General features: G+C 42.4%; 13 protein-coding genes. 12 read left to right on the plus strand and 1 reads right to left on the minus strand.

Annotated elements, in window-relative coordinates; all coding sequences use genetic code 11:
- Positions 1-23: 23 nt before the first annotated feature.
- The 12 genes from PHU20_RS07485 to PHU20_RS07540 all read left to right on the plus strand — a co-directional run bounded on the left by PHU20_RS07485 (position 24) and on the right by PHU20_RS07540 (position 11,445).
- The gene (locus PHU20_RS07485) at positions 24-1,643 is read left to right on the plus strand and encodes a carboxylesterase/lipase family protein (protein WP_274824733.1); all 1,620 of its coding nucleotides are present in this window, start codon (positions 24-26) and stop codon (positions 1,641-1,643) included.
- Between the two features lie 44 nt (positions 1,644-1,687).
- Positions 1,688-2,812, plus strand: coding sequence for an aldo/keto reductase (locus tag PHU20_RS07490; protein ID WP_274824734.1), 1,125 nt, complete (start codon positions 1,688-1,690; stop codon positions 2,810-2,812).
- Between the two features lie 102 nt (positions 2,813-2,914).
- Positions 2,915-3,238: a helix-turn-helix domain-containing protein gene (locus PHU20_RS07495; RefSeq protein WP_274824735.1), complete on the plus strand. Its 324-nt coding sequence runs from the start codon at positions 2,915-2,917 to the stop codon at positions 3,236-3,238.
- Positions 3,235-3,837 carry a flavodoxin family protein gene (locus PHU20_RS07500; RefSeq protein ID WP_274824736.1) on the plus strand — a complete coding sequence of 201 codons (603 nt, stop codon included), beginning with the start codon at positions 3,235-3,237 and terminating at the stop codon, positions 3,835-3,837. Before PHU20_RS07495 ends, PHU20_RS07500 begins: the two co-directional genes overlap by 4 nt.
- A gap of 96 nt (positions 3,838-3,933) precedes the next feature.
- The gene (locus tag PHU20_RS07505) at positions 3,934-4,398 is read left to right on the plus strand and encodes a (2Fe-2S)-binding protein (protein WP_274824737.1); all 465 of its coding nucleotides are present in this window, start codon (positions 3,934-3,936) and stop codon (positions 4,396-4,398) included.
- Between the two features lie 16 nt (positions 4,399-4,414).
- Positions 4,415-6,673 (plus strand): xanthine dehydrogenase family protein molybdopterin-binding subunit, encoded by a 2,259-nt coding sequence (locus PHU20_RS07510; protein ID WP_274824738.1) that lies wholly within the window; start codon positions 4,415-4,417, stop codon positions 6,671-6,673.
- Positions 6,674-7,130: 457 nt separating this feature from the next.
- Positions 7,131-7,415: a helix-turn-helix transcriptional regulator gene (locus PHU20_RS07515; RefSeq protein WP_274824739.1), complete on the plus strand. Its 285-nt coding sequence runs from the start codon at positions 7,131-7,133 to the stop codon at positions 7,413-7,415.
- Positions 7,415-8,608, plus strand: coding sequence for a virulence-associated E family protein (locus PHU20_RS07520; RefSeq protein ID WP_274824740.1), 1,194 nt, complete (start codon positions 7,415-7,417; stop codon positions 8,606-8,608). The genes PHU20_RS07515 and PHU20_RS07520 overlap by 1 nt, the downstream gene beginning before the upstream one ends.
- A gap of 224 nt (positions 8,609-8,832) precedes the next feature.
- On the plus strand, positions 8,833-9,789 hold the full coding sequence (locus PHU20_RS07525) for a toprim domain-containing protein (protein ID WP_274824741.1): 957 nt from the start codon (positions 8,833-8,835) through the stop codon (positions 9,787-9,789).
- Positions 9,786-10,091 carry a mobilization protein MbpA gene (gene mbpA / locus PHU20_RS07530; protein ID WP_274824742.1) on the plus strand — a complete coding sequence of 102 codons (306 nt, stop codon included), beginning with the start codon at positions 9,786-9,788 and terminating at the stop codon, positions 10,089-10,091. Before PHU20_RS07525 ends, mbpA begins: the two co-directional genes overlap by 4 nt.
- A complete protein-coding gene (locus tag PHU20_RS07535; RefSeq protein ID WP_274824743.1) occupies positions 10,088-10,957 on the plus strand; it encodes a relaxase/mobilization nuclease domain-containing protein in 870 nt (289 codons plus the stop codon). The genes mbpA and PHU20_RS07535 overlap by 4 nt, the downstream gene beginning before the upstream one ends.
- A 14-nt stretch (positions 10,958-10,971) precedes the next feature.
- Entirely contained in the window at positions 10,972-11,445 is a 474-nt protein-coding gene (locus PHU20_RS07540) for a DUF6730 family protein (RefSeq protein ID WP_274824744.1), read from the plus strand.
- Positions 11,446-11,583: 138 nt separating this feature from the next.
- Here PHU20_RS07540 and PHU20_RS07545 read toward each other — a convergent pair whose 3' ends face one another.
- Complete coding sequence (locus PHU20_RS07545) at positions 11,584-12,834, minus strand: site-specific integrase (RefSeq protein WP_274824745.1); 1,251 nt, start codon at positions 12,832-12,834, stop codon at positions 11,584-11,586.
- Positions 12,835-12,972 lie beyond the last annotated feature (138 nt).

The following is a 12,972-nucleotide window of genomic DNA, read 5'->3' on the forward strand; positions in this document are numbered from 1 at the left end:
AACGTAGTTTAATAAACACAAAAATGAAAAAACACATTTTAGGATTGGTGGTACTCCTTGGAGTTACTATTTCTGCGCAAGAAAGTGCACCCAAAGTAAAGACCGAATTAGGGGTAATTCGAGGTGTCCATGAAGATGGTGTAGCTAGTTTTAAGGGAATACCGTTTGCTGCTCCACCAGTTGGTCAGTTCCGTTGGAGGGCCCCTCAAACATTATCCCCCTGGGAAGGTGAATTGGATGCCACGGAATATGGTGCCAATTGTGCACAGTCCGGATGGGGCGGGGCACCGGGAACCATTAGTGAAGGTTCATCCGAGGATTGCCTGTACCTAAATGTGTGGAAACCCGGGGATGCAAATACGGGTGCGAACCTGCCCGTCATGGTTTGGATTCATGGTGGAGGCTTTGTCGGTGGAAGTGGTTCCGGAGCTGGAATCGCGGGTGATGAATTTGTTAAGAAGGGAGTGATTTTAATCACCATCAATTACCGTTTGGGTCGTTTGGGGCATTTTGCATTTCCAGCATTGAGTGCCGAACATCCTGAAGAACATAAAGGCAGTTATGCCTATATGGACCAAATTGCAGCACTGCAATGGGTGCAAAAGAACATTGCCGCTTTTGGTGGTAATCCTGATAACGTAACCATATTCGGCTTTTCCGCAGGTGGAGTATCTGTACACTCTTTAATGACCATTCCAGATGCGAAGGGACTTTTCCATAAGGCCATAAGTGAATCTGGTGGAGCCCGTGATGGGGTCCTTACCGGAAGGCCTATACAGGAAGAAAATGCCTCCCCTTTTTATCCAGTTTCCGCGGAGACCATTGGAATTAACTTTGCCCATAAACAGGGTATAGAAGGTACGGATGCCGATGCCTTGGCCAAGTTACGAGCATTGCCGGTGGAAAAAATTGTGGATGGCGGACAGGAAACGGATGGTGAAGGTGGTCCAAGAACGTATTCAGGACCTATTTTGGATGGTTCGTTGGTGGTAGAAACAGCTGAAAGTGCCTACAACGCTGGTAGACAAATGCAAATACCGTTGATAATCGGTTCTAACAGCGCCGAAATCGGGGGTGGCTTTGTCAACAACAGTAAGACAAAAGAAGAACTGTTTTCACTTTTTGGCGAGTTTAAGGAGGAAGCACAAGCTGCCTATGATCCTGATGGCACCAAAGATTTTGAAGAGGTGATTACCAAGTTCAATACCGATTGGGTATGGGGAGAATCGGGACGTTTTGCCGCAAGGGCTCTCGCGGAACAAGGGGAACCCACGTTTATTTACCATTTTGGTTTTGTACCCGAACTTATGAAGGAAAGAATGAAATACGGTGCCGGCCATGGTTCCGAAGTTGGCTATGTGTTTAATAATCTTGATGCACGTTGGGGTAATCCAGAGACAACTCCTGAAGATAAAAAAGTGGCGGAAATCATGAATTGGTACTGGGTAAATTTCGCCAAGAACGGAAACCCGAATGGAGATGGATTACCAAACTGGCCAGTCTATACTAAAAATGAAGGTGAAATTATGGATATACAGTTAGATGGTGAAGCCGTTGGAAAACCAGATCCAAGAAAAGCGAGATTGGATGTCATTGAAAAGGGTGTCAAATTGAGAAACGAACTACAATCACGAGGAATTTAGTCCATTTTTTGGATTTTAAAATATTACGATAACAGCATATTGGCATGGAAAAGAATAGTAATTCAGTAAACAGAAGAAATTTTATATCGAAATCTGCCCTTTTGGGAGCGGGTATAGTGGCAAGCCCACTGGCTTTTGCCAATGGGAAAAATGCACTTGATAAAATTGAGGGTTTAAAAACAGCTTCCAGCCCTGAGAAGCGAATGCTGGGCGCATTGGAAGTCTCGCCAATTGGGTTAGGTTGTATGAGCATGAAAAGTGGCAGCTACAATCCACCAAGGGATACCAAGGATATGATTCCCGTAATCCGTGGGGCTTATGATTTGGGCGTTACTTTTTTTGATACGGCCGAAGTGTACGGCCCGTTTACAGATGAGGAATTGGTTGGTGAGGCACTGCAGCCCATTAGGGACAAAGTGGTCATTGCCAGTAAATTCGGGTTTGAGCTTTCGACCGGAAGTCGTGGGGCAAGAAATAGCAGGCCAGAAAATATAAGAAAAGCGGTTGAAGGTATGCTGAAACGCCTTCGTACCGATCGTATCGATTTGTTGTACCTACATCGTTTGGACCCAAACGTTCCGATTGAGGACGTTGCCGGAATGGTCAAGGATTTGATAAAGGAAGGGAAGGCGCTCCATTTCGGACTTTCAGAAGTTTCCCCCACAACCATACGAAAGGCCCACTCCATACAGCCTGTTGCTGCTTTGCAAAGTGAATATTCTTTGATACAACGTGCTCTTGAAAATGAAGTTATTGATATCTGTGGAGAATTAGGAATTGGTTTTGTTCCTTGGGGACCGGTCTGTCGCGGATTTTTGGGCGATAAGTTCAACGAGCATAGCCGTTTTTCAAGTGATTCCCGCTTATCTCAAGTGCCCTATTTTACACCGGAAGCTATTGAAGCGCACATGGAGGTGCTCACGTTGGTACGCGAATGGGGACGAAAAAAAGATGCCACTCCGGCCCAAATAGCTTTGGCTTGGGTCATGGCACAAAAACCTTTTATTGTTCCTATTCCAGGAACTACGAAACTGCATCATGTAAAACAAAACCAAGGTGCACTGAACGTTACTTTCTCCGATACGGAATTAAAGGAATTCAGGAATGCTTTGGAGAAGATACAACTGGTAGGTGTCCGTGGCCCGGAAACTGCCTTGATAGACCAATAGAAGGACACGCCAAAAAAAACTGTAGTTATCGATTTTAAAAATATGGATTCTTCCCTCTCAACAAATCAAAAAACCTATACTCATATAGCCGAAAATTTTTTGATGCAACTGAGGGAACAATTCCCCATATCAGAGGACACACAACGCATAAAGTTGCGTAAAGCTTCAGATTTTGCGGAAATATTAAATATTCATGTAAACTCTTTGAACAGAGTTGTAAAATTATATACTGGTAAAACGACTACCCAAAATATTAATGAACGTTTCATTAAGGAAGCGAGGGGATTGCTCAAAAGAAATGACTGGTCAATTACTACCATAGCCACGGTCCTAGGCTTTATGGAAGTAAATCATTTTAGCGCCTTTTTCAAAAAACATGTAGGATATACGCCAACAGATTACAGGAAATTAAAGATCAAAAAATGATAGTGAGCCGTTGGATATTTATTGTTTTCTTGGTATCCGGATGGTGCAGTGCCCAAGGGTCCCTGAATGAAGCTGACAACATTCTTATCGTATATCTATCAAGAACGAAAAACACTAAGGTTGTGGCCGAAATGATCCATGAAAATGTGGGCGGCGATGTGGTGGCACTGGAATTAAAAAATCCTTATCCGCAAAACTACAAGTCGATTGTGGCACAAGTGGCAGAAGAAAATCGCACCGGGTTTCTTCCGCCCCTAAAAACACAGATAAATATGGACAAGTATGATACCGTTTTTTTAGGCTTCCCCACATGGGGAATGCAACTGCCTCCACCAATTAAAAGCTTTTTGACCCGGCACGACCTTAAGGATAAAACGGTCATTCCTTTTAACACTAATGCTGGGTACGGTATTGGAAGTAGCTTTAGAACGGTGGAAAGCCTTTGCTCCGATTGCAACATTTTAGAAGGGTTTTCGGTAACCGGGGGTATTGAGAGGGATGGAATTTACTTGGCCATAAAAGGGAACCGTAAAGTAGAAGTGAAAGAATTACTTGTGGAATGGCTTGAAAAGATTAAACCCCTGACTATCAAAAACTAAAAACAATTAGGATTTTGACAAAGTAGGTTAAAACTGTTTGAATTTCGTAGGCAACACCCAATATATAATCTTTATTTTTAAGTAAATTTTTTAAAAATGGCAATATTCAACTTAAATATTAACGGATCGGAACACAGTGTAGATGTTGATTCAAATACTCCAATGCTATGGGTGCTAAGAGACCATATTAAATTGGTAGGTACTAAATATGGTTGCGGTATCGCTCAATGTGGTGCCTGTACGGTGCATTTAGGTGACAATGCGGTACGTTCTTGCCAATTACCTGTTTCTGCTGTTGGGGAGCAAAAAATCACGACCATTGAAGGACTGTCGGAACATGGTGATCATCCTGTACAAAAAGCTTGGCTGGAAATCGATGTACCCCAATGCGGATATTGCCAGGCAGGGCAGATAATGTCGGCCTCGGCCTTGTTGAAAAGGAATCCCAATCCGTCGGACGAAGAAATTGAAAGCGCTATGAACGGGAATATCTGTAGGTGTGGAACGTATACGCGAATCAAAAAAGCAATAAAAACAGCCGCTAGTTCGGAAAACGTTTAATTAAAAAATTTAGGAGATGACAAAGCTAAAGACGCATATGGGACGTAGGGCCTTTATCAAGAATACAAGTTTGGCAAGTGGCGGTTTGGTACTTGGCTTTAGTATTTTAAACTCCTGCAAGTCTGAGCAGGCAAAAGAGATAGCGGTCAGGGAAATGCCCAAGGAATGGTTCGAGATGAATTCGTATTTGAAAATCGGTGATAATGGGGTTGTAACCATTTATACGCCCAATCCGGAATTCGGTCAGAATATCAGGACATCCATGCCCATGTTGGTGGCAGAAGAGTTGGATGTGGATTGGAAAGACGTGCTAGTGGAACAAGCACCCTATCATGCAGACAAATATGGATTTCAATTTACGGGGGGCAGTAGGGGAATAAGTGCCCGATGGGAGCCGCTTAGAATGGCCGGAGCAACCGCAAGGCAGATGTTGATAGCGGCGGCGGCAGAAACCTGGCAGGTACCCAAGGAAGAGATTACCGCAGAAGCAGGAGTATTACAACATGCAGCCACCAAAAAATCGGCCGGTTACGGAGAAATGGCTTCAGTTGCAGCAACACTTACCGTACCCGAAGAAGTACAACTAAAAGAGGTAAAGGATTTTAAACTGGTCAGCCGTTCGCAAAAAAATGTAGATGCAAAAAGCATTGTAACCGGTAGGCCTCTATTTGGCATGGATATTCAAGAGGAAGGAATGTTGATCGCCATGATCGAACATCCACCAGCTTTTGGTTTGACCTTAAAATCAGTGGATGGTGAAGCGGCTAAAGCCCTACCTGGAATCAAGGATGTGGTTACGATCAAGAGTTTTAAGGACGGATATGAAAAAGGCGGTTTCGACACCAACGCTTTTCCTGAATTGGTTGCGATAGTGGGCAACTCTACTTGGGAGGTGATGCAAGCTAAAAAGAAATTAAAAGTTGAATGGCAACCCATTACCGCCTATTCGGAAACAATCGCTGGGTTTGGTGGAAAACAAACGATTAACATTCCCGCAGGACTGGAATCTACCACGACCCATAAATCACAAATGGAAGCACTTGCTGCAAAACCGGGAAAAGTTGTCCGAAAAGATGGAAATCCAGAAGTAGCCTTTAAAAATGCAACAACGGTTTTGGAAAGAAGTTACTCGGCGCCTTTTCTTGCTCATAATAACATGGAGCCCTTGAATGCTTTTGCCCATGTAGCGGGTGATAAGGCGAAAATTGCAGCGCCAATACAGATTCCGTCTTTGATCATCCCTACCATTGCTAGTAGTCTGGGAATACCGAAAGAGAATATTGAGATGGACCTTCCAAGAATGGGCGGTGGTTTTGGCCGCAAGGCCTATGCCCACTTTGTAGTGGAAGCGGCCCTGATTTCACAAAAAGTCAATGCACCTATCAAGTTAGTATATAGCCGTGAAGACGATATGACCAATGGAATTTATCGCCCAACCTATCACGCAACCTATCGCGCGGCTTTTGATGAAAACAATAATTTAACGGCATTACATGTTAAAGCAGGCGGGGTGCCGGAGAGTCCATTGTTCGCCAATCGTTTTCCGGCAGGGGCCATTGATAATTATATGGCAGAAGAGTGGACCATTGATTCCAACATTACCATAGGTGCCTTTAGAGCTCCACGATCTAATTTTATGGCCGGTGCCGAACAAGCGTTCTTGGATGAAGTTGCTGAAACCATGGGCAAGGACGCCATTCAATTTCGCTTGGACCTGCTAAAACGCGCCAAGGAAAATCCTGTAGGCGAACGGAATGATTATGATGCTGATAGGTACGCCGGAGTCCTGGAATTGGTTCGTGAAAAATCGGCTTGGAAAGAAAATGATGCAACAAAACATCGAGGAGTATCGGCCTATTTTTGCCATAACTCCTATGCGGCGCATGTACTAGATTTAAAGATGGAGAATGGTAAACCTGTTGTTGAAAAAGTAGTTTGTGCCATTGATTGTGGGGTTGTGATAAATCCTGATGCGGCAACAAACATGGCCGAGGGAGCCATTACCGATGGTATTGGTAACGCCTTTTATGGGGAATTGACCTTTCAGGATGGGGTACCACAGAAAAACAATTTCCACCAATACCAAATGATCCGTATGAAAGAGGCACCGAAAGAAATCGACGTACATTTTGTGCAGAATGAAATCGACCCAACGGGTATGGGAGAACCGCCATTTCCCCCTGTTTTTGGAGCGGTGGCCAATGCATTGTACAAAGCAACGGGCCAACGGCATTATGAGCAACCTTTTGTTACTGGAAAGCAAATAGTAGGATAACCGATTATAACTAACTTAACGGTTGACCTTTAATAAACAGCTATATACAAACGTTCATTTATTGCCGGATTCATTTTTTGAAAGATGGTCTTAAGAATTGAACCTTTTTTAGGACATTACAATGAAACTATTTTCAGATGACTAGCTTTTTGGCTTTGAACTGCTTTCATTTTCTTTATAATTCAATTTTTAATTGTTAATAACTCAAAATCCTTCTGTTTTAAACATATTTCAAATTGTATCATTTGAATCGTTTTGGAACCAAATGAAATTATCCAAATTTTATTTGGTTCGATTTGTACTGATTTAACATAAGTAAATGATAATCAATATTTTGTGAATAAAAATCCATATATAATCGAGTTTTAGCACCTCCCTGCAATTACCTTTATCCATAGAATTCTACAAAGGAAAACAAAAGCGCTTTTGTTCATTTATTAATTTTAAAAAGAAACAAATGGACACTATTTTAATCTTTGAACGACTTGATCGTTTGGAAAGGCTATTAACGGCTAATAAAGAGGTACTCACCTTCGAGGAGACCTGTGACTATACCGGAATATCAAGGAGCTATCTTTACAAACTAACGGCCTCGGGAAATATTCCGCATTCAAAGCCCAACGGTAAGATGATCTTCTTCGAGAAATGCAAACTCAACGATTGGCTTCTCCAGAACAGCAGAAAGTCGCATGCCGAAATTACCGACGATACACTTAAGTACACTTTCAAAAATAGAAGGTGATGGACTCGCTAGGTAATGGCGAACAACTTTACCATGTAAAGGACGCCAAGAAAAAGACGGTCTACGACTATACCATGGAATATTTGGAGAGTAAGTATGACATTACATTTAACGAGATATCGCACGACTTCCAGATCGGGTTCAAAGCTTCCAAGGAATGGAAATATCTGAACCTGAATTCCCTGATCATCGAACTGGCGAAAGCGGGCATCGATATCCCCAATGGGAAATTGGAAACCCTGATCCGGTCGGAATGGATCCCAAAATGCAATCCCATCCGGGAATATTTTGAAAACCTCCCTAAATGGGATGGTCAGGATTATATACTAAAATTAGCCTCCTATGTACCGACCTATGAGAAGGAAGCCTTTGAATATCATTTCAAGAAATGGCTGGTACGGACGATAAAATGTGCGTTGGAGGTACACTATTTCAACAAACAGGCCTTCGTACTGTCCCATCAGGGGCAGAACTCCGGTAAATCGACCTGGTGCCGGTTCCTATGTCCCCCTGAGCTAGCAGAATATATGGCCGAGGACATTAGTAACGACAAGGATGCCAGGATACAGCTTTGCCGGAACTTTCTTTACAATCTGGACGAGCTGGCCGTACTTTCGAAAAAGGATGTGAATGCGCTAAAGTCCTTTTTCTCAAAGACCTTTATCAATGAACGATTGCCCTATGACAGAAAGAATACTACGCTACCTAGAATATGTTCCTTTGTAGGCTCTACTAATATGGCCTCATTTTTAAATGATGAGACCGGCTCCGTTCGCTGGCTCTGTTTTGAATTAAAAGGGAAAATCGATTTTGGGTATTCGAAGGAAGTTGATATTAATAGGGTTTGGTCACAGGCGTATTATCTCGCTTACACAGACCCAAACTTTAATCCTGAACTTTCCATTAAGGATATCCAAGAGAACGAGGAGCGGAACAAGAAGTACACTAAGCTCACCACGGAAGAGGAACTAGTTTCCAAATATTTTGAAAAGTCCGACAACATCGATGATTTTGTTACCGCCTCAGATGTACTGGTCAAACTCAGCTGCCTAAACCTTCGCCTGAACCAGATAAACTTGGGACGGGCATTATCCGGATTCAATTTTCAAAGGATAAAGCACCCCAAACGACAGGTGTACGGATATCTGGCCAAACCCATTTTTGGAAAGACACCTTGGGAGGTTGAACTTTAGAAAAGGCGAAAAACGAGCTACCTATTTACCTCAAGGACCTGTATCTCCACACTAGCGGGAGCTACCTTAAGGTAAGATATATAAACAACTAGTTACCTAGGTATTACCAAACCTACCTTATTCGGTAAGATGGGTAAGGTCAAATTTATACCCACCTAAGCCCTGAACGCCAATAAATACGGATGTAGGTAGTAAGGTAACCTAAATCAGATAAAAAGAGGCTGATGAAAGAAAAAAGAACAAATAGACTATCGTGTGAAAGAGCCCGAGCTTTTCCCATCGAAAAAGAGCTGGCAAAACTCGGGCACTTTCCGACCAAGGAGAACGAAAAGGAAGCTTGGTATCTGAGCCCTTTCCGCTCAGAGACCCAAGCCTCTTTCAAGGTGTCCAAGAGACTTAATAGATGGTACGACCATGGGGAAGGAACCGGTGGAAATGTTATCGACCTGGTATGTAGAATGAGACAATGCACCGTAAAAGAAGCTTTACGAATAATCGGAGAGGATAAGAACTCTTTTTTATTTCAACAGCGGCCCAATTTTAAGGTGGAACAACAGGATAAGATATCCGTAAAAGAAGTCAAGGAACTTACCCATTATGCTTTGCGGCGTTATTTAAGTTCCAGATCTATTTCAACCGCAACCGCGAAGAAATACATTAGTGAGGTCCATTATAGTTTTAAGAATAAGAACTACTTCGCCATCGGTTTTAAAAACGATTCCGGGGGATGGGAACTTCGTAACAAATATTATAAGAACTGTAGTTCGCCTAAGGACATCACCCACATCAAAAAAGGAAACGGAAAACTCATCGTTACCGAAGGCGTGTTCGACTTACTATCCCTTCTTAGCTATAATGAAATTTTTGAAGCAGAGTATGATTTTTTGGTCCTGAACTCAACTGCTTTCGTTTCAAAAGCAATGGAAATAATGAAAGGTTATTTGCAAATCGACCTTTACTTGGATAACGATCCGAATGGAAGAAGGACGACCCAACAATTAATGGCCCGTTCCACAAACTGCCTTGACATATCAATGCTTTACGAAGGGTTCAAGGATATGAACGAATGGCTGGTAAATTATGCTAAAAAGGGACTTGGTCAGGAAGCGCGAGATGTGTCTTTGTTGCCACAAAGGCAAACTCGCTTTACTCCCGATGGTCGCAAAGAAAAAGAAAAATGAAAAGGACCTATATCAAGTTCCGGTGCTCCATCTACGAGAAAAAACTGCTCAGGAAAAGAGCGGAACGGGCGGGACTTTCCCTCTCCGAATATTGCCGTAGCTCCGCTTTCGGAAATGCCGTTATCGAAAGATTGACCGAGGAACAATCGGACCATTATAAAATGCTAGTGAAGTATAAGGGGAACTTTAACCGGATCGGGAATATGTTCAGGAAACACAATCCTAAACTGGCTAGCGAGGTGGAGCAACTGGCGGAGGAAATACGCAAGCACCTTTATAATTTCAGAAGAACAAAGCAATGATAGGAAAGGGAACGTCCATAGCACATACGGGCACAAGTATCGATTACGGTTGGAACCAGGAGAAGGATGTGGAAATCGTTTTCAGCCAACATTTGGCCGGTAACAGTCCCCAAGAGATCACCGAGGAGTTCAGGTTGATACAGGAAGAGAACACCCGTTGCCAAAAGAACACCTTGAGCTTTATCCTCAGTCCGACACAAGAGGATGGTAGGAACCTTTCCAAGGAACAGTTAGGGGAACTGACCCAAAAGTTCATCAAGGAAATGGGGTTAAAGGAGCGGCAGGCCATCGCCTTTGTCCATAGGGACAAGGCACATACCCATGTTCATTTGTACGTAAACCGTATCGGTTTCGATGGCAAGGCCTACAATGACAGTTTTATAGGGAAGCGTAGCCAATTGGCCGCCGAGAACGTGGCCAAGGAAATGGGGCTGACCACGGTCAAGGAAGTACAATTGGAAAAGGAACTGGATTCCATAAAAATCCGTCTTGAAATAAAGGCCATACATCATAAAGTAATGGAGAGCGACAGGCCAAAAACATTGGACTCCTACATCAAGGCCATGCAGGAAAGGAACGTGGAGGTCATCCCGACCATTAATAAAGCGAACATGTTACAGGGATTCCGGTTCCAATATGAGGGCCATAACTTCAAGGCCAGTGAGGTACACCGCTCTATGTCCGGGGGAAGAATCATGGCACAACTTTCCCAGAACAAAGGGATTGTAAAACCAAAGGAAGTCGGAAAATTGGTCCAGCTTATGGGGAAAACCGTGGAAATGAGCACCAATCTTGTAACGAGCATCGCCAAGAACATCATCAAAAAAACCATCAAAAGGGCCATCGATACTGGAATAGGATTTTAAAAAAACAAGAAGCTATGGGATATAAAAAACTGGACGAAGTAATGGAACTGCTCACAGACGAGTTGGATGGGTTCAACAAGTCCATCGTTAGATTGGAAAGGTTGACCCAAAATACGGACAACATCAAAGTGATACCCGACACTACCGAAATCGAACGATTGCTCCAAGAGCATTTGAATTCCGAGAAGGTAAATACCGAAAGGCTTCAGGAATCCCTTCAGGTTATTACGGTGCAGATTTCAAAAGCAAGATTGGTTCCGAAAATACAACAATGGATTCAATACTCGATTTGGTTCATTTCCTTGGTCATCATAGGATACCTGGCCCTGCAGGTATCCCGAATCGAGGAAGTCCAGGAAAGGGCCTTTACCGAGGGAGGGAAAGAAGTAATCTCTGACCTGAGAGGGTATTTTGACCAGAATCCCGGGCATTACGAATCGTACCGGAAATGGTTAACGAAAAAAGATAGTGTTCCAAACCGAAAGTAGGGTGCGCCCTATGGAATTTTTGCTTTACGCTTATCTGCCGGAACACTACAAAAATTCCACAGGATCCAGGCGCAGAAAAGTTATGGTAAGATTTGGGTTTAAATGGTTACTTGATATACCTCTAGTTGAAAATGAATTTTACGATTCACTTGTTTTTTTGATGTGCTTATTATCCATATCTGCCAACTTTTCTTTTAAAATCGCCATATCATACTCTACTTTTTTGCTTATGATTTTAGCGTAATGTTGCGTGGTCCGCAAATTTTTATGACCTAACATTTTACCCACAGTCTCTATTGGCACCCCATTAGAAAGAGTAACCGTAGTAGCAAATGTATGCCGAGCGAGGTGTGTCGTTAGATTCTTTTCTATGCCACAAAGGTTCGCTATTTCCTTTAGGTAAGCATTGGATTTCTGGTTGCTCAAAACGGGAAGTACACATTCTCCATTGACAACTTTAGGATGGTTTTTATACTTTTCTAAAATAGCTTCTGCAGTGGGTAAAATTGGAATACCCAATTTCGATTTTGTTTTGGTACGCTCGGCCTGAATCCATAAACTACCATCAATATGGCGAACGATATTATCCTGATTCAACTTTTGCACATCAATATAGGAAAGTCCGGTGTAGCAACAGAATACGAACATGTCACGTACTACATTTAGACGATCGCCTTCTATTTCTTTTTCTTTTAAGTCTTGTAGTTCCTCTTTGGAAAGAAAATCACGCTCCACAGTTTTAAATTGAACCTTGTAGTTATAGAATGGATCTTTGGATATCCAGTCATTGGCGACTGCCATTCGGATGATTTTTTTAAAATTGTTGACATATTTCAAAGCCGAATTATGATTGCAGGCTTTGGTTATTTTTAAAAAGTACTCGAACCCTTTAATAAACCTTAAATTGACATCACGAACTGGAACATCGTCCTTCCGGTATTCGGTCCTTAAGAACTCTTTCACATGTTTTTCGGTGGTGTGATATCTCTTCCAAGTACCAAGGGCAAATTCAACCCCGACCAATTTTTCCATCTGCAGGTTATGTTCTTCAAAGAGCTGTACCAGCATTTTAATTTTTTCTCCTTTGCCTACGTAAAGGTTTTTTATGTCCGAAGAGTTAAAGGGTCTGCCTTCGTCAACAAGTCGAGCATGAATCTTATTTATTTTGTTTCTGACAGCATCTAAATATGAATTCAATTCGTTTGCTTCGAGGTTCGTTCCGCGGGTTTTTCCCGTTCTGGCATTCCATTTTTCAGGATCAACTTTACGGGAAATACTCAATTCGCTACGTTGCCCATTAACTGTCAAACGCAGGTATATTGGTACTTTCACGTCTTTTTCAAAATGTTTTCCTTTGAGGTAAAATAACTGTGAGAAAGAATGGCTCATTTTAAATATCTTTTTAACAGAAATAAAGGTACAAAAAAGGAAAATACAAGTTTCATAATTAACATTATATCAGTTAATTACAAGGAAATCGGTGAGTGTTTTTTTAATTAAAAAGTACTCACCGAATAGGTCACATAA

The sequence above is a fragment of the Maribacter polysaccharolyticus genome, from assembly GCF_028882255.1.
Lineage (GTDB): Bacteria > Bacteroidota > Bacteroidia > Flavobacteriales > Flavobacteriaceae > Maribacter_A > Maribacter_A polysaccharolyticus.

Coding starts and splice junctions, on each gene's coding strand:
- PHU20_RS07520 (WP_274824740.1), top strand. CDS start 7,415: ATGGACTCGCTAGGTAATGGCGAACAACTTTACCATGTAAAGGACGCC.
- PHU20_RS07515 (WP_274824739.1), top strand. CDS start 7,131: ATGGACACTATTTTAATCTTTGAACGACTTGATCGTTTGGAAAGGCTA.
- PHU20_RS07545 (WP_274824745.1), bottom strand. CDS start 12,834: ATGAGCCATTCTTTCTCACAGTTATTTTACCTCAAAGGAAAACATTTT.
- mbpA (WP_274824742.1), top strand. CDS start 9,786: ATGAAAAGGACCTATATCAAGTTCCGGTGCTCCATCTACGAGAAAAAA.
- PHU20_RS07535 (WP_274824743.1), top strand. CDS start 10,088: ATGATAGGAAAGGGAACGTCCATAGCACATACGGGCACAAGTATCGAT.
- PHU20_RS07540 (WP_274824744.1), top strand. CDS start 10,972: ATGGGATATAAAAAACTGGACGAAGTAATGGAACTGCTCACAGACGAG.
- PHU20_RS07485 (WP_274824733.1), top strand. CDS start 24: ATGAAAAAACACATTTTAGGATTGGTGGTACTCCTTGGAGTTACTATT.
- PHU20_RS07495 (WP_274824735.1), top strand. CDS start 2,915: ATGCAACTGAGGGAACAATTCCCCATATCAGAGGACACACAACGCATA.
- PHU20_RS07500 (WP_274824736.1), top strand. CDS start 3,235: ATGATAGTGAGCCGTTGGATATTTATTGTTTTCTTGGTATCCGGATGG.
- PHU20_RS07505 (WP_274824737.1), top strand. CDS start 3,934: ATGGCAATATTCAACTTAAATATTAACGGATCGGAACACAGTGTAGAT.
- PHU20_RS07525 (WP_274824741.1), top strand. CDS start 8,833: ATGAAAGAAAAAAGAACAAATAGACTATCGTGTGAAAGAGCCCGAGCT.
- PHU20_RS07490 (WP_274824734.1), top strand. CDS start 1,688: ATGGAAAAGAATAGTAATTCAGTAAACAGAAGAAATTTTATATCGAAA.
- PHU20_RS07510 (WP_274824738.1), top strand. CDS start 4,415: ATGACAAAGCTAAAGACGCATATGGGACGTAGGGCCTTTATCAAGAAT.